This window comes from Streptomyces sp. NPDC057307 (assembly GCF_042667665.1).
GTDB lineage: Bacteria > Actinomycetota > Actinomycetes > Streptomycetales > Streptomycetaceae > Streptomyces.
Genome location: NZ_JBHUZM010000031.1, coordinates 41,493 through 61,825 on the forward strand (window position 1 = coordinate 41,493; position 20,333 = coordinate 61,825).

The following is a 20,333-nucleotide window of genomic DNA, read 5'->3' on the forward strand; positions in this document are numbered from 1 at the left end:
CCCGAATGTATGCCAGCGGCCCCCGACGGCGCTCGCTCGTTTCACGCGCTGGACAGGGGCGACGGGTGTCCGGGAGAGCGGTGGAGGTGCCCCGCGGCAGCCGTCGGCGCGCGGGGCCGCCGGGCCCCGAGACCGGCTCGCGGGCCGGGACGGACGCCCGCACGCGGGGCCCAGCCGGCGCGCACGTACACCGCCCGGGCGGCACGCTCGTATGCGTGCGGCCCGGACCACCCCCTCAAGAGGTCGTCCGGGCCGTAGCCGTGATGTTCCGTCAGCGCCCGACCGGTGCCTGTGCCGCGCCGTTCTGCTCCGTGGCGTCGGCCGACTCCGCGGCCTCCGCCGCTTCCGCGACCGCGCCCTCCGCCTCGGGGTCGGCCGCAGGCTCGCGTTCCGGCTCCGTGCCCGGCTGCTCCTGGGCGCTCAGTCGCTGCGCGACACCGGTGTTGCGCGCCACGGCCTTGGCGCCCAGCGCGGCCACCGCAGCGTTGAACTGCTGGATCGACGTCGGCTCGTCGGGGCCGAGCAGATACGTCTTCAGCTCGCGCCTGCCCGACGCCAGCCGGTCGGCCGCCGGGTCGGCGACCGCCTTCAGCAACTCGTCCAGTTCGGCGGCGCTGTTGGACAGGACGACGGCCGCCCGCACGGCGGTGTTCTGCCGCTTGAACTCCTCGACGCCCAGCTGCGCGGAGTCCGTCACCGCGTACGGCTTGCCGCTTGCGATGAAGTCCGACACCACGCTGGAGATGTCCGAAACCATGCCGTCTGCCTGGTTGAAGCAGTCGTACAGCTTGGGCTCGGCGCCCGTGACGACCTTGTGCTCCCACCAGCCGAAGGTGCGCCAGTACGCGTCGTTCCACTCGGCCCGCAGCGCCTTCGCGCGGTCCAGGCGCTCCGGGTCGGCGAGCGAGACGCGCGACTCCTCCGACTCGTCGCCGCCGGACCGGCCGGGCGTGCTGAGCGCGGCCAGCCGTTCCTCGATACGGGTCAACTCGGCGCGCGCGGCGGCCTGTCCGGCCTGCGCGTCCGCCGTCTCCTTCGCCCAGCGGGGCTCGGCGGCGCGTGTCACGTTCGCCGCGCCCATCATCGCGGTGATGCGGTCGTGGACGGCCTTGGCCTTCTTGTCGCGGATCCCGGTGAAGGGGTGCGGCTTGTAGATGACCCGGACCGGCTTCTCGGCCTTGAGCAGCCGCTTGACGATGTTCTCGCCGGCCAGCAGGAGCGAGGTGTTGCCGGGGTTGTCGTCCCAGCCCTCCCAGGTGGGGGCGTACAGGATCGTCGGTACGGGGTGCGCCGGCGCGCCCGACGCGGTCCTGATCGGCGCGAGCTGCGGGCGGCCCACCTCGACGATGTCGTCGTCGCGTACGCCGACGTCGGCCAGCGCGTAGCGGTCGCGGCCGGCCCGGCCGGCCGTCCACACCTCGTCGTACACCTTGCTGAACGGGTTGACGCTGGCGATCTTGTCGCTGTCGCCGTGGCCGATGAAGACGTGCTTCATCGTCGGGACGCGCAGCAGGTGGATGTTCTTGCCGACGTTCGCCGCGTACAGCGCGACGTGGACCGACGACAGGTCGAGGTTCATCAGGTGCGTGCCGCCGGGGACGCAGAGCACCGGCAGCCACGTCGGGGCGAGTTGGGTCATGATGGCCCGCTCGCGCAGGATGACCAGCGGCCGGCCCTCGGTCTGCTCCAGGGTCTCCAGCCACATGTTGACCTGGTACGCCGACTCCTTGGAGCCGGAGAAGTACAGGACCACCGAAGGCTGGTACTCCCGCAGCCAGTTGTCGACGGCGCCGAGGACGGCGGGCGGCGTCGGCACGCGGCGGCTGCGGCGCAGGTAGGGCACGAGCAGCAGGATGTAGATCGCGCCGAGGACGAGCGTGAGGCCGAGGCCCACGTAGCCGTACGCGTCGGTGCCGGTCTGGGCGGCGACGAGCAGACCGGCCATCGCGAACACGTCGAGGTGGAGCATCTTCTCGGCGGAGCGGTTGACCAGGTACTCCGGCGGGGCGTCCGGGATGCGCAGGGCGTGCAGGTCGACGTTGCGGGCGACGACCGGCATACCGCGGCGCAGCCGGATCAGGGTCGCCAGCGCGCCCTGCGGTGCCTGGATGCCGTAGAAGAGCAGGAATCCGGCGACCGCCGCGTAGAACAGGGGCTGTTCGGCCAGGTCCATCCGGGCCAGGAGCAGCACGAGCAGCAACTGGCGTACCAGGAAGCGGATCGACAGACCGGCCCGGACCTTGTTGAGCCGGTTGATCAGATAGCTGCCGCGCTTATGCAGGAATCGGTCGGCGCCGTAGGTCACGGCGCAGGCCGCCGCGAAGAACCAGAGGTTCGGGATCAGCGCTGCGAGCATGACGCAGGGGTATCCCAGCCCCAGCAGGGCTGCCGCGGCCAGCTCGGCTCGGCTGCCCACGCGGGCCAGGCGAATGGCGGTCGAAATCACGAAGAACCTGCTCCAGGAGAGGGTGCCGGTTATTTCACAGTTAGCGGGAATTGTGAAGCTGTGGCTTCACGCACACGGGCCTCTGCAATTCGCCGAATAGGCGACCGCAAAGGCCCGTAAATGCAAACTTGTCGAGAATTATTACACATCTTCCTGACGGTCAAGAACCGAGGCCAGCGCCTGCTCGAATCCGGACCCCGCGGAAGAGGCTTCCCGGGTCGGGTCCTGCTGCCTCACGTCGATCACATGACCGGTCAGTTCGGACAGGAGAACGTCGAGCGAGGTACGGGCCACGGCCTCGGAGGAGAGCAGCGAGCCGGCGGGCTCGACGCCGAACGCCTTGGTGCGCATCGGGGTCGCGGTACGTTCCGGATTGACGCAATTCACCCGGATACCCTCACCGGCCCATTCGTCGGAGAGGGCCTGGGTGAGATTCACCATGGCCGCCTTGGTCGACGAATAGAGGCTGTATTCGGCGCGACCGCGGGTGTAGCTGCTCGATGTGTAGAGGAGCAGCTGGCCCTTGGTCTCGGCGAGATACTTGTACGAGGCGCGGGCGATCTGGACGGGCGCCAGGTAATTGACGTTCAGGGCTTCCTGAATCGTCGTGTTGTCCGTCTCGGCCAGCTTGCCGATACGCAGCACGCCCGCCGTGTTGATCACGTAGTCGATCCGGCCGGTCGCCGAGTACGCCTTCGACAGGGCGTCGTCGACATGCTCCGGGTTCTCGACGTGGGTGCCGGTGGTGGAGCGGCCGAGCGCGTACACCTTCGCGCCGTACTGCTCGGCGAGGGCGGCGATGTCGGCGCCGATGCCGTACGAACCGCCGAAGACCACCAGCGTCTTGCCGGACAGCAGTTCGCGGTAGGCCGCCTCGTCCGCCTGCACGGGGGCGGCGGTGGAGGCGAGTTGGAACAGCTTGTCGGCGATGAAGACGTCGACCGGCTGCGTCACCTTCATGTTGTACTCGTCGCCCGCCACCACATAGATCGGCACGTCGGGCAGATAGCGCAGGACCACCGAACAGTCGTCGGTGGCCTGGAAGTTGGGGTCGCCGGCCGCGATCTCGTACGCCTTGCGGATCGTGGACAGCTTGAACGCCTGGGGCGTCTGGCCGCGCCGCAGCCGCGAGCGGTCGGGGACCTCGGTGATGAACTCGCCGTCACCGCCGTGGGTGCGGGTCACGATGATCGTGTCGGCGGAGGGGATGGCCACGTCGACGGCCTGGTAGCGGTCGAGGGCGTCCACACAGTCCTTGATGACGCGCTGTGACAGAAGCGGACGGACCGCGTCATGGAAGAGGACGTTGCGGTCCTCACCGTCGGCGAGGCCCTCGCCCAGTGCCGAAATGGCGCGCTCGGTGGTCTCGTTGCGGGTCTGGCCGCCCTCGATGACCTTGGTCACCTTGGTGAGGCCGGCCTTGGCGACGATCCGCTCGACGTCGGGCACGAAACCCGGTGCCATCAGCACGATCACGTCGTCGATCGAGTCGGACTGCTCGAAGATCGACAGCGTGTGCTCGATGACAGCCTTCCCCGCGATCTTCAGCAGCTGCTTGGGGATCGACAGGCCCACGCGCTGGCCGGTACCACCGGCGAGCACGACTGCCGTGGTGCGGGGATGGGCTGCATGCGGCACAGACACAGAACGACCTACCTTGAGACGAGTGGGGGCGCTGTGATGGTCGCACTCTCCGTGACCGTCTCGCAAGGCGGGCGCCGGATGCCCCTCACCTACAGGAAACCATCCGTTCACCCTCTGGCCAGCCAGATTGGGTCACCATCCGGCCAAGTGCGGCGTGACGGACTCCACATCGGCACGCCGACCTGGCATGCACCTCCACGGGACCTCTACTTCGCGTCCGCTATTTCGCGACCGCGATATAAGCATTACGTAAGGGAAATCCCCAGCTCGTTCGGGTGTTTGCTCGGTTTCCGCGTTATTTCAGCGGAGCGTCGGCCACGTTGACGATGAGGTCGTTGGTCCCCATGTACATGATCCGTACCCGCACCCATTGGGCCGGCCGGCTCCTGAGTTTACGCACCACTCTGCGCAACGGTCCCCAGGGCCTGCTCTTGCGCACTTCCGTGACCGGGTATTCGTAGATCGGCCGCTTCTCCACGACGTCGTCGAGCACCCGTGCGACCTTCACCGGCGCGGCGTCCGGGGCGTACTTGAGCAGCAGGTCCCACGACTCCGACCTGGCGACCTGGCGTCCGGCCGGCCCCGACGCGGGGAAGGTGAAGCGGAAGCCGCGCTCCCCCGTCCTGCTCCCCGCGTACGTCAACTCCTCGGCGGGCTTGCCCCGTCGGCGGACCACCAGCGACGGCTCCCGCGTCATCGTGCCGACGCCGAACAGCTCGCCCGCGACGGTGATGCGCTTGCCGTCGACGCGGATGTCACCGGCCTCCGCGTGGATCGGCCGGACCCATGAGCGCAGCGAGAGGAACTTGTGGGGCCGGGTCGCGTACGGCACCAGATTGTGGACCGGCTCGCCGTGCCGCGCGCGTTCGCAAGCGCTCATCGCGCCGCGCTGGTCGATGGAGCGGGCGGTGATCCGTACCCGCCGTCCGGATTCCGGGAGTTCGGCGTAGCACTCCCAGACGCCCTCGGTGAACGCCTCGTCCGCCGGAATCGTGACCGTGCCGTTGCCGGAGAGCGGGAAGACGTGCTCCTCCGTACGGACGTCGGAGCGTACGCAGACCAGTTTCAGCCCCTCGTGGACGACCGCGGCGGCCTGCGGGGCGACGAGGGAGAAGGCCAGCGCGCCGCCGGACTCCACCACGCAGTCGCCGACCGGCGCGAAGTCGCCCACGGCGGCGCGCTGGGCGGCGACCGTCCGCAGCTCGCCGAAGAGTTCCTCGTACTTCTTCGCGACCTGGCCGGGGTCGAACCGGGAGGCGTTGCGTACGGCCGCCGCGCTCATCCGGCGGCGCAGCGGCTCGTCGTCGATGAGCGTCAGCAGCGCGTCGGCGACGGCGCCGGGGTCCGCGACGGGCACCAACAGGCCGTCCACACCGGGCTGGAGGATCTCCCGGGGGCCGTAGTCGCAGTCGCTGCTGACGACGGGCAGGCCGCAGCGCATGGCCTCCACGAGGGTCATACCGAAGGACTCGTGGCGTGAGGTGGACGCGGCGATGGCGCCCTTCGCCCACTCCGGCTCGATCGGCGAGACCGAGCCCATGAGACGCACGCTGTTGTAGAGGCCCAGCCGGTCGATCTGCTGCCGGAGGTTCTCCTTCTCCGGGCCGCCGCCGTAGATCCGCAGGTCCCACTCCGGGCGCGCGGCGACGACCTTGGCGAAGGCGTCGACGAGCACGCTGTACTGCTTCTCGGCGGACAGCCGTCCGGCGGCGACGATCGTCGTGCCCGAGCCGGTGGACGGCTCGACCGACGGCTCGGGAACGCTGTTGGAGATGGCGAGCACCCTGGTCGCGGGCAGCGGCATGTGCGCGCGGTAGACGGCGGCGTCGCCCTCGGAGACGGTGACGTAGGCGTCGAGCGCGTCGATGTGCTGGTACATCTCGTTGCGCAGCGCGGGCTTGTGGTGGTTGTACGTCATGTGCTCCTGGCCGATGAGCACGGCGCTCGCCGGGGCGAACTGGGCGACGTACGCGGCGAGTCCGGGCCGGGTCCCGATGACGACGTCGGCGTCCGAGTCGGCGTAGTGGTCCCTGACCCGTTCGTCGGTCAGCTTGCTGTACTCGCGGTAGCGGGCCTCGTGGCGCGGGAAGTACTCGGCGGGCCGGAGATGGAGCGGGTGCTCCTTCTCGTACGCCGGGGACTCCTTCCAGGTGTGCATGAGCGGTACGAGCGTGATGCGCGGGTCGATGTCGAAGGCCGCGTGGGGCCGGTGTTTGAACACCGAGACGATCTCCACCTCATGTTGCTCGGCGAACTCCTCCGCGAGGTTCAACGTGGTGCGGATGGTGCCGCCGATGCCGTAGATGGTGTGGATGAGGAAGGAGATCTTCATCAACGCTCCGTTCGGTGTGGGGAGTCCTGGGCGGTCAGTCCCAAGTTCCCCTTGAGTTCCGGACGGGTTCACGCGGCCGTGACTGGCCGCCCCCGAATGCAAGACAGGCGAGGGCGACCGACGGTTGTGCGAGCACTTGAAGAGAAACCGCATGACCCATTATTCCGCCCATATCGATCAATGCCCGTAGTTGTCTTTCGGCCAGGCGGCGCGTCGCGCGGTGCGCGCACGCCGCGCGCACCGCGCACGCACGACGAAGGCCGGCGCCCTCTCAGGAGGGAGCGGACCGCGGCCTTGACCGTCAACGGCACTACGTCATGTATTCGAGTCGTCACCGCTCGAAATCGACGGGTACGGAACCGAACCGGAACCGAACGGGAGTCGGACCCGGGCCGGCCGCGGCCCGGCGGAGCCCCGAAGGCCCCGCGGCGCAGCCGCTAGAACGGCTTGAACTCGTCGTACTCCTTGTCCGCGTCGTCCCGCTCCTCGTCGCGGTCCTTGCGCCGGATGGCGGCCGGGCGCGGCACCTCAAGCCGGTGGTCCTCGCCGCGCCGGCCGAGCATCTCCGCGCCGGCCATCACCGTCGGCTCCCAGTCGAAGACGACCGCGTCGTCCTCGGGGCCGATCGCGACGCCGTCGCCGGCGCGGGCACCGGCCTTGGTGAGTTCACCCTCGACACCGAGCCGGCTGAGCCGGTCCGCGAGATAGCCGACCGCCTCGTCGTTGCTGAAGTCGGTCTGCCTGACCCAGCGTTCGGGCTTCTCGCCGCGTACGCGGTACAGGCCGTCCTCCTCCAGCTCGACGGTGAAGCCCGAGTCGTCGACCGCCTTGGGGCGGATGACGATCCTGGTGGCCTCCTCCACAGGCTTGGCCGCGCGCTGGGCGGCGATGATCTCGGCGAGCGCGAAGGAGAGCTCCTTGAGGCCGGTACGGGCCACGGCGGACACCTCGTACACACGCAGGCCGCGCGCTTCCAGCTCGGGACGGATCATCTCGGCGAGGTCCAGGCCGTCCGGGATGTCGATCTTGTTGAGGACCGCGATACGCGGGCGGTCGTCGAGGCCGCCGTACTGCTTCAGCTCCTCCTCGATCATGTCGAGGTCGGAGATGGGGTCGCGGTCGGACTCCAGCGTGGCGGTGTCCAGGATGTGCACGAGGACCGAGCAGCGCTCGACATGGCGCAGGAACTCCAGGCCGAGACCTCGGCCCTGGCTGGCGCCCGGGATCAGGCCCGGGACGTCCGCGATGGTGTAGACGGTCGAACCGGCGGTGACGACACCCAGGTTGGGGACGAGCGTCGTGAACGGGTAGTCGGCGATCTTGGGCTTGGCCGCGGAGAGCACGGAGATCAGCGACGACTTGCCGGCGCTCGGGTAGCCGACGAGCGCGACGTCGGCGACGGTCTTCAGCTCCAGGACGACGTCGCCGGAGCGGCCGGGCTCGCCGAGGAGCGCGAAACCGGGGGCCTTGCGGCGGGCGGAGGCGAGAGCGGCGTTGCCGAGCCCGCCCCGGCCGCCGTCGGAGGCGATGTAGGTGGTGCCCTGGCCGACGAGGTCGGCGAGGACGTTGCCCTTCTTGTCGAGGACGACCGTGCCGTCGGGGACCGGCAGGACCAGGTCCTGGCCGTCCTTGCCGGAACGGTTGCCGCCCTCGCCGGGCTTGCCGTTGGTGGCCTTGCGGTGCGGTGAGTGGTGGTACTCCAGCAGCGTGGTCACCGACTGGTCGACGACCAGGATGACGTCTCCGCCACGGCCGCCGTTGCCGCCGTCCGGTCCGCCCAGCGGCTTGAACTTCTCACGGTGAACGGAGGCGCAGCCGTGGCCTCCGTTACCCGCGGCGACATGCAGCTCGACGCGGTCCACGAAGGTGGTCATGGTGGTGCCTCCAGTACATACGGAAAATTCATGCGTTCAGACAGTTGAACAAGCGAAGGGCGGACCCGCTTCCCCAACGGGAAGTGAGGTCCGCCCTCGCGAGAAACCGATCGAGATCGCTCTACGGGTACCGAACTACTCGGCGACCGGAACGATGTTCACGACCTTGCGGCCACGGCTCTTGCCGAACTCGACCGCCCCGGGGGCGAGCGCGAACAGCGTGTCGTCGCCACCACGGCCCACACCCGAGCCGGGGTGGAAGTGGGTGCCACGCTGGCGGACGAGGATCTCACCGGCGGACACGACCTGACCGCCGAAGCGCTTCACGCCGAGCCGCTGAGCGTTCGAGTCGCGCCCGTTACGGGTGGACGATGCGCCCTTCTTGTGTGCCATGTCTCCTCAGTCCCTTACTTCTTCGCGGCCGCGGGAATAGCGGTGACCTTGATCGCCGTGTACTGCTGGCGGTGACCCTGACGACGGCGGTAGCCGGTCTTGTTCTTGTAGCGAAGGATGTCGATCTTCGCGCCCTTGTGGTGGTCCACGACCTCGGCGGTGACCTTGATGCCGCCCAGGACCCACGGGTCGCTGGTCACGGCGTCGCCGTCGACCACGAGCAGGGTCGAGAGCTCGACCGTGTCGCCAACCTTGGCAGTGGGAATCTTGTCAACCTCAACGATGTCGTCAACAGCAACCTTGTGCTGACGACCACCGCTGCGCACGATGGCGTACACGCGGAACTCACTCTCGCTCGGAACGGGACTCCTGAAGCCAGCCGCTCACGAGGCCCGGGGGCCCCGCTGCATCCGGATCGGACGAGCGGCCTCCGCCGACGGCGTCGAGGACAGCCACCGGAAGGTGAGGTGCTCAGGAGGCGGCGCGCACAAAAACACGCCGAGGGTCAAGACTACGGGGCGGCCGGGTGGGGGGTCAAACCAGGTGGGGGCGCCCCGCTCCGGGAGGCGCCCCCTTTCGACCGGTGGCCGGTTCCGCGGTCGGCTCAACGGCTGTTTCCGCGGTCGGTCGGGCGGTCGGTTCCGCGGCCGGTCAGGCGATCAGGCGGCCAAGCGGTCAAGCGGTCAAGCGGTCAGTTCAGCGTGGCGAACACGTTCCAGCCCGTGCCGATCCTGACCGGCTTGGCGAAGCCGCCGGAGCCGTTGCCGGGGTACTTCCACAGCAGGCCCTCCGCGTCACGGGCCACCAGATCGCCCTTGCCGTCCTTCGTCAGGTCACCGGCGCCGACGACGGCCGTGAACGGGCCCCAGCCGGGGCCGACCTTGACCGCCGGACCCAGGGTGGACTTGCCGGTGCCGAGGTGCCGCCACAGGACGCCCGCCGCGTCCCGCGCCAGCAGGTCGGCGTGGCCGTCGCCGTTCAGGTCCCCCGCGCCGATGGGGGTCCTGGCCTTCCAGTCGGCGGCGAGAAGGCCGACCTTGGTCAGGGCCGCCTTGCCGTTGTGGCGGTAGAGATAGAGATCGCCGGTGGATGTCTGACGGGCAATCAGATCCGGGCGCTTGTCGCCGGTGAAGTCACCGGAGACGGCGAAGGCGTCGAAGCCGGTCCAGCCCGTGCCCACGGGCGTGGAGGGGCTGTTCGGGGTGACCGGCCTGCCGTACGCGGGGTGGTAGGCGCGCAGACCACCGGCGGCGCCACGCACGAGGACGTCGTTGACGTTGTCCCCGTCCACGTCGCCGAAGGGGATCAGCGTCGAGGTGGTCGGCCAGGTGCCGCCCTGGACCTTCGCCGAGTACACGCCCGACGCCTTGCCCTGGTAGATGGTGAGCGCGCCCGCGGACGTCTGCGCGAAGAGGTCCACGAAGCCGTCGGCGCCGACGTAGTCGCGACGCTGGGACGGCGTCGCCGGCGGCTCGGGGTCCGGGTCCGGGTTGGGTACGGTCAGGCCCGTGCCGGCCGTCCACAGCTGGCCGGTGAAGCTTCCGACCGACTCGTGCCACACGGCGGTGGCCCGGCCCTCGGGACCGCCGGCGACCTGCCCGATGGCCACGCCCGACGGCTTCCTGCTGAGCTGTGTCGGCGCGCTCCACACGCCGTCGACGCGGGCGGCGTGCAGGAAGACCCGCCCGTCCTCGTCGCCCGTCGCCGCGCTCTGCACCCAGCCCGCCTGGACCGTGCCGTCGGGGCCGATCTCCGCGTCGAGCTGCTCGGGGACGTACTCCGTCGACAGGGTCCGTACGGCGGACCAGTCGCCGGTCGTCGACCGGGTGACGGTACGGACGCCGTAGGTGTCGCGCCAGTCGACCCACACCAGGGTCACCTCCCCGTTCGGGGCGACCAGCGGCCGGGGGTCGACGACGTTCTCGACCGGGCCGTGGGTCTCGATCGGGCCCCACTCGGTGCTTCCCGCCGGACGGACGACCGTCTCGAGCCGCGTGGCCCCCTCCGACTCGCCGGAGGCGGTCCACACGAGCACGGCGTCGCCGTCCGGCCCCACACCGGCCCGGACGCCGCTCGCCGAGGACGTGGGGGCGGACAGCGTCCGGGGAGCGGTCCATCCGGTGGCACCGGCGGGCTTGTCGACGGCCTTGACCGCGTTGCGCTCGGGGCCGTACTCGCTCCACACCGCGGTCAGTGATCCGTCCGGGGCGACGATGACCTGCGGGACACCTTCGAGGATCTCGGCGGGGGTGTCGTCGAGGCGGACGGGCGACGACCAGGCGCCGTTCGCTCCGTCGCGCTCGGAGGCGAAGACCTGGGTGGACCGCCCGCCGGACTGGTTCCAGACGGCGACGGCCTTTCCGGACGCGCCGATCGCCGTGGTCACGTCGAAGAACCGGGTGCCCTGAGCGATGTCGACCGGGTCGGACCAGGTGGTGGCACCGGCGGTGAGTGTCGAGGTGCGGATGGTGTTCTCGCTGCCGGCGCGCACCCACGTCAGGGTGACGGAACCGTCCGGCGCGGGCAGCAGCCGCACGGTCTCCCGGCCCGTGTTCAGGGTGTCGATCACCGTCGGCGCGCCCCAGGTCTCACTGGCCGCGGGGCGCACGGCCACCCGGAGTTCGAGCCGGGAGCTCCCGGGGACCTCCCGGTACATCGCGGCGACCACGGTTCCGTCGGTCGCGGTCCGCACGTCGATGGCTTCCACGCTGTCCGCGGTACCGGTCAGTGCGGTCGGGACGCTCCACGGGCCGTCCGCGTCGGCGCGCGTGCCGGTGGCGGTGGACTCCGGCGCGGCGGCGGTCGCGGTCGTCGCGACCGCACCCGAGGCGACGATGCCCAGCGCGAGAACCGGTACGAGTGAAGCGCCGAGGATTCTTCGTACGGTCGCACGGCGTGGTTGAACGTTACTTCTCAAGGTTTCCTCCGAGTGCCTGTCTGCGGGCATGGAGGGAACACGGCACGACCGCCGCTGTTGTCACGCGAAGCAAGCCCCCCGGCCCGATCCCCCCAAGTGGACAGAGAGTAACAGCGCCTCCACGCGATGTGCAGCGGCTTTTCCGGAGGTCAGACGGGTGGCCGGGGGCGCGCGGGGCCGTGGCGGGGGAGCCTTCCGCGGCCTGACGCGAAGACACACCCTAGGGTGTCGTGATGGTCTCACCACTCTCGCCGGCCCGGGCCGGAAGCCCGGCGTCCGACTCCGCTCCCGTCGGTGCCCGTGCGGGTGCCGTGGAGCGGGATCCGTTCTTCGACAACGCGAAGTATCTGGCCATCGTTCTGGTCGCCGTCGGGCACTCGTGGGAGCCGCTGCCGGACAGTGGGCGGGTGGTCGAGGCCCTCTACACCTTCGTTTACGCGTTCCACATGCCCGTCTTCATCGTGATCGCGGGCTATTTCTCGCGCGGTTTCGACCTGAGCCCGAAGCGGATGTGGCGGCTGGTCACCGGGGTCCTGGTGCCGTACGTGATCTTCGAGGTGGCGTACACGCTCTTCCACCGCCTGGTGGAGGACCCCGGATTCCCGCTGACTCCGGCGGACCCGTACTGGATCCTCTGGTTCCTGCCCGCCCTGTTCCTGTGGCGGCTCACGACGCCGGTCTGGCAGTTGGTGCGGTGGCCCGTACCCCTGTCCCTCGCCGTCGCCGCGCTCGCGTCGATGTCGACCGGGATCGGGGACGATCTGCAGCTGATGCGCGTCCTTCAGTTCCTGCCGTTCTTCGTGCTGGGCCTGCGGCTGCGCCCCGAGCACTTCGCGTATCTGCGCCGTACCCGGGTACGGGTCGCGGCGCTGCCCGTCCTTCTGGTCGCCCTGCTGGTGGCGTACTGGTCGGTCCCGCGTGTGAGCACCTCGTGGCTCTTCAGGAGCTACAGCGCCCGCGAGCTGAACGAGCCGGTGTGGACCGGCGCGGCGATGACCCTGCTCATGTTCGCCGCCGCGCTGGTGCTGGGCGCGTGCTTCCTGGCGTGGGTGCCACGCCGTCGTCTGTGGATGACCGCGCTGGGCGCCGGGACGCTCTACGGCTATCTGCTGCACGGCTTCTTCATCCGCGGGGCGCGGTATCTCGGTGGCTACGACGACGCTTTCCTCGAAACCCCGTCGGGCCGGATCGCGGTGACCCTGGCCGCCGCGCTGCTGGTGACGGCCCTGTGCACCCCGCCGGTACGCCGGGTGTTCCGGTTCGTCGTGGAGCCGAGGATGGCGTGGGCGCTACGGCGGGACGGGGCCGGGACGCGGGCATGACCCGGCCCGGACCGGACGTATGCTCAACCGTCGGAAACGTACTCGGAGAGGCAGCAGCGTGAACTACAGGGTCCAGCCCACCGCCCAGGTCGACGAGACCGCGGTGGTCGGTGACGGCAGCAGCGTCTGGGAGCTCGCGCAGATCCGGGAGAACGCGCGTCTCGGCGAGAACTGCGTCGTCGGGCGTGGTGCCTATGTCGGGACCGGGGTCCGGATCGGTGACAACGTCAAGATCCAGAACTACGCGCTGGTGTACGAGCCCGCCGAGCTGGCCGACGGTGTCTTCATCGGCCCCGCGGTCGTCCTCACCAATGATCTGAACCCCCGCTCCGTGGACCCGGACGGCAAGCTGAAGCGCGGCTCCGACTGGGAGGCGGTCGGCGTGCGGATCGCGGAGGGTGCCTCGCTGGGGGCCCGGTCGGTCTGCGTCGCGCCCGTACGGATCGGCCGCTGGGCGATGATCGCCGCCGGCGCCGTCGTCACGCAGGACGTACCGGACTTCGGGCTGGTCGTGGGCGTCCCGGCCCGTCGGATCGGCTGGGTCGGGCGGGCGGGCGTGAAGCTCGTGGCGCGGGACGGGGAGCCCGGCGTGTGGGAGTGCCCCAGGACCGGCGCGCTGCACGACGAGAAGGACGGCGTCCTGACGGAGCGCGCGTAGGTATCAGCGCCCGTACGGCGCGAGGCCCGAACCGGTGTGGTTCGGGCCTCTTCCGGTTCCGTGCGGAGCGTCAGCCGCCGATGACGACGCGGCGTACACCGCGCCACGCCTCCGGGTCGGTGGTACGGCGGCCGTCGACCAGGACCGTGACGTCCGGCAGGTCGGCCGGCTTCAGGTCGCGGTACTCGGCGTGGTCCGCCTGGAGCACCGCGGCCGTGACCTTCTCGCCCTCGTGCGGGGGCAGGCCGTGCGCGGTCAGTTCCTCGGACGTGTACATCGGGTCGGAGACGTACGGTACGGCGCCGCGCGCCCGCAGCGCCTCGACCGTCGGGAAGACGCCGGAGAACGCCGTCTCCTTGACGCCGCCGCGGTAGGCCGCGCCCAGCACGAGGACGCCCACGCCGGTCAGGTCGCCGTACGCCGCGGCCAGCAGGTCCACCGCGTACTCGGGCATCGCGGCGTTCGCCTCGCGCGCCGAGCGCACGACGGTCGCCGACGGGTCGTTCCACAGGTACATCCGCGGGTAGATCGGGATGCAGTGGCCGCCGACGGCGATGCCGGGCTGGTGGATGTGGCTGTACGGCTGGCTGTTGCAGGCTTCGATGACCTTCTTGACGTCGATGTCGTTCTGGTCGGCGAAGCGCGCGAACTGGTTGGCCAGGCCGATGTTGACGTCGCGGTACGTGGTCTCGGCGAGCTTCGCCAGCTCGGATGCCTCGGCGGTGCCGAGGTCCCACACGCCGTTCTCGCGCGGCAGGTCCTCGCGTACGTCGAAGTCGAGCACGGCCTCGTAGAAGTCGACACCGTGCTTGGCCGACGCCTCGTCGATGCCGCCGACGAGCTTGGGGTAGCGGCGCAGATCCGCGAACACCCGGCCGGTCAGGACGCGTTCGGGCGAGAAGACGAGGTGGAAGTCCTCGCCGGGGGTGAGCCCCGAGCCTTCCTGGAGCATCGGCGCCCAGCGGGTGCGGGTGGTGCCGACGGGCAGGGTGGTCTCGTAGCTGACGAGGGTGCCGGGCTTGAGGCCCTTGGCGATCGCCTTCGTCGCGGAGTCCATCCAGCCGAAGTCGGGCACGCCCTCGGCGTCCACGAAGAGCGGGACGACGACCACGACGGCGTCGGACTGCGCGACGGCGGCGGTGGTGTCGGTCGTGGCCGTCAGCAGCCCGGCGTCGACGGTCTGCTTGAGCTTGACGTCGAGGTCGTGCTCACCGGGGAAGGGCTCCGTACCGGCGTTGACCAGCTCGACGACCTTCTCGTTGACGTCGGCGCCGAAGACGCGGTGGCCCTTGACGGCGAACTGCACGGCGAGCGGCAGGCCGATCTTGCCGAGCGCGACTACACAGATATTCATCGGATTACTTTCCTCTTGAACCGGGGCAGCAGGCTTCGTACCCGCGCGCGGAAGGACGGTGTCGGCTCCCACAGCGGAGCCGTGGTGATCACCAGTCGCCCCTTGGGATTCACATTGGCCGACGCCCGGTACGGGACGGCGTCGCCCCAGCGCCGGGCGAGCGGCATCGGCAGGCCGCGGGTACGGACCGGGATCTCGTACGTCGAGCCGGCGACGTCCACGTAGACGCGGACGCCCCCCTTGGCCTTGACGGCCGGGAGCGGGATCCGGGCGGTCAGGACCGTGCCCCCGTCGGACTCCGCCACGCGCGTGAACTCCCCCACGGGATCGGGAAGTCGCTCCCCGGCCGGCAGCTTCCTGGCCGCCGCCTTGTCCGCGCTCTTGGGCATGGCGGTCCGGGCCAGCCGGACCACGGCGGAGTCGGTCTGTCCGCTCAGGCCGATCCGTACGACGACCGCCAGGGAGAGCGAGTCGCCGTTCTGGTCCCAGTTCGCCGAGATCAGCCGGGTGCCGTTGGCGAGTCGGCCGGGAACGGCCTCGCCCACCAACTCGTAGCCCCGGTCGGGCAGTTGGAGGGCCGGGTCGCGCAGGCCGGGATAGGCGGCGAACGCCCGCCCCGCTTCGAGCAGGAACGGCGGCGCGCCGTGCTCGGCCTCGTCGCCGATGGCCTTGATGAGTTCGGCCACGGCGCCACGCTGGGCCAGCAGTATCCGGACCCGGCGTTTGACGTCGAGCGAGTCCCGCAACTCGTCCGTCAGATAGTCGTCGGCGAGTTCGGCGATCCCCGCGCACAACTCGCGCTGGGTCACGGGGTCGAGCGGCAGGAAGTCGTCCTGGATGAGCTTGGCCAGCTCCCAGGTGAAGTGGCGCTTGAGGACGGCGTCACGCTTGGGTCCCGCCTCGATCAGTCCGGCCGTGTGCCGCATGATGCGGGTGGTGCAGTGCAGCCTGGCCAGGTGGTCGGCCCGGTAGGTGATGTTGCTCGCGTCGCCGCGCTTGACCGCGTAGTAGTACGTGTAGTCGCCGAGGACGGAGATCCGCTCGGCCCGCACGCACGCCTCGATGGTGAACGGCTGGTCGCTGCCGACCGGCAGGTCCTCGGGGAAGCGGAGTTTGTGCTGCTCCACCAGCTCACGCCGGAAGAGCTTGGTGTTGGCCAGGGCGAACGGCAGGTCGGAGCCGTACAGACTCACGTCCGGATCGTTCTTCTTGTACATCGCCTGCCGGACGTACCGGCCGTTGGTGCCGACCATCTTGCCGATCACCACGTCCGAGCCGTGCTCGTCGGCGCAGGCGACCATGCGTTCCAGCGCTTCTTCACCGAGGTAGTCGTCGGAACCGATGAAGTAGACGAAACGGCCGGTGGCGACCTCCAGCGCGCGGTTGCTCGGCGCCGCCGGACCGCCGCTGTTCTGCTGGTGGATGACCCTGACCGTGTCGGGGTACTCCTTCGCGAACCGGTCGAGTTCGGCGCCGCTGTCGTCGGTCGAGCCGTCGTCGACGGCCACGACCTCCAGCCGGTCCAGTCCGATGCTCTGGCCGACGAGCGAGTTCAGGCACTCGGTCAGGTACGGCATCGTGTTGTACACCGCCACCACCACCGTCACATCGGGCGTGGCTCTCATGCCGCCACCCGGGTCGACGGGATTCCGGTCTCGGTGCGCGGCCGGCCCAGCAGCCGGGAGTAGACGCCGTCGAGGATCTCGGCCTGCGCCTCCCAGGTCCACTCGGCGAGGAGGCCCTTGTCCTCGTACACGTCCCGGTACTTCTTGGGGTCGGCGAGGACCGCCCCGACCGCGCGCACGTAGTCCGAGACGTCCTCCGCGGTGAAGACCTCGCCCTGACCGGTCTTCGCGACCATCTCCCCCATCGTCTTCACATCGCTGACCACGAACGGCAGCCGGGCGTGCGAGTACTCGAAGAACTTGGTGATCAGGGCGATCTCGTGGTTGGGCCAGTGGTGGATCGGGATGACACCCACGTCGGCCGTCGAGAGGAACGGCACGACCTGGTAGTGCGGTACGTAGGGGAGTATGTGGACCCGCTCGGCCACACCCAGCTCCGCCGCCCGTACCAGCAGCGACGTCATGTACTCCGAGTTCGGTCGCAGCACCACGAACGCGACATGGACGTCCGGCAGTAGCGGAAGCGACTCGACCATGATGTCCAGGCCGCGCTGCGGGGCCGCCGCGCCGCTGTACACCGTGAGCGGGACGTCGGGGCCGATCCCGCACAGCTCACGCAGATCGGGCACCGGCTCGGCGGCCTGGTCCGGTGAGATCTCCGCGTCCGGGGCGTTGAGCACGATCTCCGGCCTGGTGGCGAGTCCATGACGCTCGACGAGCATCTCGCCGAGCGTCCCCGAGACGGTGGTGACGGCGTCGGCGTGCTTCGCGTACTCGCTCTCGTGCGCGCACTGGGCGATGTGCCAGCGGGGGTGCGGGTTCCACGGCTTGATGCCCGGCAGGAACTCGTGCGCGTCCCAGACCAGCTTGACCTCGCGCCCCTTGCCCTTGGCACGCAGCTTCGCCCGCGCGCCGACCCCTATCATCCGGAAGTCGTTCGCATGGATCAGGTCGGGTTCGAGGGCGTCGATGACCTTGCCGTACGCCAGCTCCAGGTCCCACAGGAACGGGTCGAGCCGTCGCCACGCGCGGACACCCATCGTCCGCTGCCAGAACGCGGTGGAGAAGCGGTCCAGCGAGGACGTCATGTCCTTCCGGCGGCGTTCGAGGGAACGCGCCTGACGCGCCCGGAGACCCACCCACTTGCTCAGCACCTTGGAGGCGAGGCGCGCCGGCACGAGGCCCAGCTTCCGGACGGTCGAGCCCGCCAGCTTCGCCTCGATGAGACGGAGGTTCAGCTCGGCGCGCCACGCCTTCATCCGCTGCTTGCGGTAGGCCGCGAGCGGACCCGGACGGTAGGCGAGGGGGGCGCGCAGGATCGCGCGCCGGTACTCGTACCGCCGCCTGTTCATGGGGCCCGGTACGTGCAGCAGCCTGACCTCGGCGTCGCCGAGGTGCCATGTCTGCTCGTGCTTGTTGGGGGACTTGCCCAGCAGAATCACGTCCCAGCCGGCCGCCGCCGCCGAACGTGCTTCCTTCTGTACGCGCGAATCACCGTTCACGCCGTTGTCGACGAGCATCACGATCCGCCCGCGCGGACTCGCGTTCCGTCGTCCCACCACGTTGTCAGCCGACATGACTCGCGCTGTCCCCCGTCTCGAGAATCACCGTGCGGCCGTTCGCGGCCGACTCCAGCAGGGACGCCGCCACCTCGACCGTGCGCAGGCCCTGCCGCAGCGTGCAGATGTCGTGCGACTCGCCGAGTACGGCGTCCCGGAACAGCTCGTGCTCCACCAGCAGCGGCTCGCGCTTGGGGATGGCGTAGCGGATCATGTCGCCCTCGGCCACGCCGCGGAACGCGCGCAGCGCCTCCCACTCGGTGGTCACCGCCGCGTTGGAGTAGAAGGTCAGGTCGGCGGTGAGCGTGTCGGCGATGAAGCAGCCGCGCTCGCCGGTGACCGAGGTGAAGCGCTCCTTGAGCGGGCTCAGCCAGTTGACCAGGTGGTTGACCATCGTGCCGTCGGACAGCCGGCCCACGGCGGAGACCATGTCCTCGTGCGGGCGGCCGCTCTTGGACACCGTGTGGGCGGAGATCGAGGTGTACGTCTGGCCGGTCACCCAGCCGGTCAGGTCGATGTCGTGGGTGGCGAGGTCCTTGACGACGCCGACATCGGCGATGCGGTGCGGGAACGGACCCTGACGGCGCGTCACCACCTGGTACACGTCGCCGAGTTCACCGGCCTCCAGCCGGGTGCGGAGGCTGCGCAGCGCCGGGTTGCAGCGCTCGATGTGGCCGACGCCGGCGACCAGGTCGCGCGACTCGAACGCCTCGACCAGACGGCGCGCGCCCTCGACGGTGTCGGCGAGGGGCTTCTCGATGAGCGCGCTCACCCCGGCCTCGGCGAGCTGGAGGCCGACCTGCTCGTGCAGGGCGGTCGGGCAGGCGATGACGGCGTAGTCGACGCCGATCGCGAGCAGTTCCTCGACGGTGTCGAGGACGGGCGCGCCCTGCGCCAGTCCGTTCTTGTCGCCGAGCGGGTCGACGACCCCGACGAGCGAGACGCCGTCGAGGCCGGCCAGTACGCGTGCGTGGTGGCGCCCCATCGAGCCCAGGCCGATCAGGCCGGCGCGCAGTCCCCCGGTGGTCACAGGTTCTCTCCCAGCTCGTTCACGGCGGAAACGATTCGCTCCAGGTCGGACGCGGACAGCGAGGGGTGCACCGGAAGCGAGACGACTTCGGCGGCCGCCCGCTCGGTCTCCGGCAGATCCCAGTTGCGTCCGGCCTTCTGGTCCGGCTCCCAGAACGGCCGCAGCCGGTGGATGGGGGTCGGGTAGTACACGGCGTTGCCGACGCCGGCCTCGGTGAGCTTCGCCATCGCGGCGTCGCGGTCACCGGTGATCCGGACGGTGTACTGGTGGTAGACGTGGTGCGCGCCGTCGGCGACCGGGGGCGTCACCACACCGGGGGCGGTGATGTTCTCGGTCAGGTACGCGGCGTTGGCCCGGCGCTGCTCGGTCCAGCCGGGGAGCTTGCCGAGCTGTACGCGGCCGATGGCGGCGGCCACGTCGGTGAGGCGCATGTTGGCGCCGACGATCTCGTTCGCGTACCGCTGCTCCATGCCCTGGTTGCGCAGCAGGCGCAGGGTGCGGGCGACCTCGGCGTCGCCGGTGGAGATCATGCCGCCTTCGAGGGAGTGCATGTTCTTCGTCGGGTAGAAGCTGAAGGTGCCGCCGGAGCCGAAGGCGCCGACCGGCGTGCCGTTCAGCGACGCGGCGTGCGCCTGGCAGGCGTCCTCCACGACGGCGAGCTTGTGCTTGTCGGCGATGGGCATCAGCTTGTCCATCGAGGCCGGGTTGCCGTACAGGTGGACCGGCATGATCGCGGCGGTGCGCGGGGTGATCGCGGCCTCGACGGCGGCCGGGTCGAGTCCGAAGTTGCCGGGCTCGATGTCGGCGAAGACGACGTCGGCGCCGACGAGCCGTACCGCGTTGGCGGAGGCGGCGAACGAGAACGACGGCACGATGACCTCGTCACCCGGGCCGATGCCGAGGGCGAGGAGCAGCAGGTGGAGCGCCGACGTGCCGGAGTTCACGGCCACGCAGTGGCGGCCGGCGACAAGCTCGGCGAAGCCCTCTTCGAACGCGGCCACCTCGGGGCCCTGGACGACCCGGCCGGTACGCAGTACACGGACCGCGGCCTCGATCTCTTCTTCCCCGATGACCGGGCGGGCAGCGGGAATCGGCTGCACTTCACTGCTCGACATGGACGTCGTCCTCCTTGAAACACCGCGAAAGCTCTCTGTGGCAGAGGCCAGGGGCGCAGCGGGC

Annotated in this window: 14 protein-coding genes; 2 read left to right on the forward strand and 12 right to left on the reverse strand. The window is 70.0% G+C overall.

What is annotated here, in order from left to right; translation table 11 throughout:
* Window positions 1–271: 271 nt before the first annotated feature.
* From ACFUN8_RS14670 to ACFUN8_RS14700, 7 genes are all read right to left on the reverse strand, one after another.
* Window positions 272–2,446, reverse strand: a complete 2,175-nt coding sequence (locus ACFUN8_RS14670) for a hypothetical protein (protein WP_383636135.1) — start codon at window positions 2,444–2,446, stop codon at window positions 272–274.
* A 141-nt stretch (window positions 2,447–2,587) separates the two neighbouring features.
* Window positions 2,588–4,090 (reverse strand): SDR family NAD(P)-dependent oxidoreductase, encoded by a 1,503-nt coding sequence (locus ACFUN8_RS14675; protein ID WP_382569234.1) that lies wholly within the window; start codon window positions 4,088–4,090, stop codon window positions 2,588–2,590.
* A gap of 295 nt (window positions 4,091–4,385) precedes the next feature.
* A complete protein-coding gene (locus ACFUN8_RS14680) occupies window positions 4,386–6,422 on the reverse strand; it encodes a glycosyltransferase family 4 protein (protein WP_383636138.1) in 2,037 nt (678 codons plus the stop codon).
* A gap of 437 nt (window positions 6,423–6,859) precedes the next feature.
* Window positions 6,860–8,296 carry a GTPase ObgE gene (gene obgE, locus ACFUN8_RS14685; protein ID WP_383636141.1) on the reverse strand — a complete coding sequence of 479 codons (1,437 nt, stop codon included), beginning with the start codon at window positions 8,294–8,296 and terminating at the stop codon, window positions 6,860–6,862.
* Between the two features lie 135 nt (window positions 8,297–8,431).
* Window positions 8,432–8,689: a 50S ribosomal protein L27 gene (gene rpmA, locus ACFUN8_RS14690; RefSeq protein WP_354603359.1), complete on the reverse strand. Its 258-nt coding sequence runs from the start codon at window positions 8,687–8,689 to the stop codon at window positions 8,432–8,434.
* Between the two features lie 14 nt (window positions 8,690–8,703).
* Window positions 8,704–9,027 (reverse strand): 50S ribosomal protein L21, encoded by a 324-nt coding sequence (gene rplU, locus ACFUN8_RS14695; RefSeq protein ID WP_381798585.1) that lies wholly within the window; start codon window positions 9,025–9,027, stop codon window positions 8,704–8,706.
* 353 nt (window positions 9,028–9,380) lie between these two features.
* Window positions 9,381–11,606, reverse strand: coding sequence for an FG-GAP-like repeat-containing protein (locus ACFUN8_RS14700; protein WP_383636144.1), 2,226 nt, complete (start codon window positions 11,604–11,606; stop codon window positions 9,381–9,383).
* A 233-nt stretch (window positions 11,607–11,839) separates the two neighbouring features.
* Here ACFUN8_RS14700 and ACFUN8_RS14705 point away from each other — a divergent pair, with 233 nt between their 5' ends.
* Entirely contained in the window at window positions 11,840–12,928 is a 1,089-nt protein-coding gene (locus ACFUN8_RS14705) for an acyltransferase family protein (protein WP_383636147.1), read from the forward strand.
* A 58-nt stretch (window positions 12,929–12,986) separates the two neighbouring features.
* The gene (locus tag ACFUN8_RS14710; RefSeq protein WP_383636150.1) at window positions 12,987–13,586 is read left to right on the forward strand and encodes an acyltransferase; all 600 of its coding nucleotides are present in this window, start codon (window positions 12,987–12,989) and stop codon (window positions 13,584–13,586) included.
* 70 nt (window positions 13,587–13,656) lie between these two features.
* On the opposite strand, the gene ACFUN8_RS14715 is transcribed toward ACFUN8_RS14710, so the two are convergent.
* Genes ACFUN8_RS14715 through ACFUN8_RS14735 form a run of 5 tightly spaced genes read right to left on the reverse strand, consistent with a single transcriptional unit; the run spans window position 13,657 to window position 20,269 of the window.
* Complete coding sequence (locus ACFUN8_RS14715; protein ID WP_383636153.1) at window positions 13,657–14,940, reverse strand: nucleotide sugar dehydrogenase; 1,284 nt, start codon at window positions 14,938–14,940, stop codon at window positions 13,657–13,659.
* A complete protein-coding gene (locus ACFUN8_RS14720; RefSeq protein WP_383636156.1) occupies window positions 14,937–16,565 on the reverse strand; it encodes a glycosyltransferase family 2 protein in 1,629 nt (542 codons plus the stop codon). The genes ACFUN8_RS14715 and ACFUN8_RS14720 overlap by 4 nt, the downstream gene beginning before the upstream one ends.
* A complete protein-coding gene (locus tag ACFUN8_RS14725; RefSeq protein ID WP_383636159.1) occupies window positions 16,562–18,142 on the reverse strand; it encodes a glycosyltransferase family 4 protein in 1,581 nt (526 codons plus the stop codon). Before ACFUN8_RS14725 ends, ACFUN8_RS14720 begins: the two co-directional genes overlap by 4 nt.
* The gene (locus ACFUN8_RS14730; RefSeq protein ID WP_383636162.1) at window positions 18,132–19,154 is read right to left on the reverse strand and encodes a Gfo/Idh/MocA family protein; all 1,023 of its coding nucleotides are present in this window, start codon (window positions 19,152–19,154) and stop codon (window positions 18,132–18,134) included. Before ACFUN8_RS14730 ends, ACFUN8_RS14725 begins: the two co-directional genes overlap by 11 nt.
* On the reverse strand, window positions 19,151–20,269 hold the full coding sequence (locus ACFUN8_RS14735) for a DegT/DnrJ/EryC1/StrS family aminotransferase (RefSeq protein ID WP_383636165.1): 1,119 nt from the start codon (window positions 20,267–20,269) through the stop codon (window positions 19,151–19,153). The genes ACFUN8_RS14730 and ACFUN8_RS14735 overlap by 4 nt, the downstream gene beginning before the upstream one ends.
* Between the last annotated feature and the right edge of the window lie 64 nt (window positions 20,270–20,333).

Excerpts from the sequence above, each read along its gene's own strand:
- ACFUN8_RS14715 (WP_383636153.1), bottom strand. The coding sequence starts at position 14,940 with ATGAATATCTGTGTAGTCGCGCTCGGCAAGATCGGCCTGCCGCTCGCC.
- rpmA (WP_354603359.1), bottom strand. The coding sequence starts at position 8,689 with ATGGCACACAAGAAGGGCGCATCGTCCACCCGTAACGGGCGCGACTCG.
- ACFUN8_RS14680 (WP_383636138.1), bottom strand. The coding sequence starts at position 6,422 with ATGAAGATCTCCTTCCTCATCCACACCATCTACGGCATCGGCGGCACC.
- ACFUN8_RS14705 (WP_383636147.1), top strand. The coding sequence starts at position 11,840 with ATGGTCTCACCACTCTCGCCGGCCCGGGCCGGAAGCCCGGCGTCCGAC.
- ACFUN8_RS14725 (WP_383636159.1), bottom strand. The coding sequence starts at position 18,142 with ATGTCGGCTGACAACGTGGTGGGACGACGGAACGCGAGTCCGCGCGGG.
- ACFUN8_RS14735 (WP_383636165.1), bottom strand. The coding sequence starts at position 20,269 with ATGTCGAGCAGTGAAGTGCAGCCGATTCCCGCTGCCCGCCCGGTCATC.
- obgE (WP_383636141.1), bottom strand. The coding sequence starts at position 8,296 with ATGACCACCTTCGTGGACCGCGTCGAGCTGCATGTCGCCGCGGGTAAC.
- ACFUN8_RS14720 (WP_383636156.1), bottom strand. The coding sequence starts at position 16,565 with ATGAGAGCCACGCCCGATGTGACGGTGGTGGTGGCGGTGTACAACACG.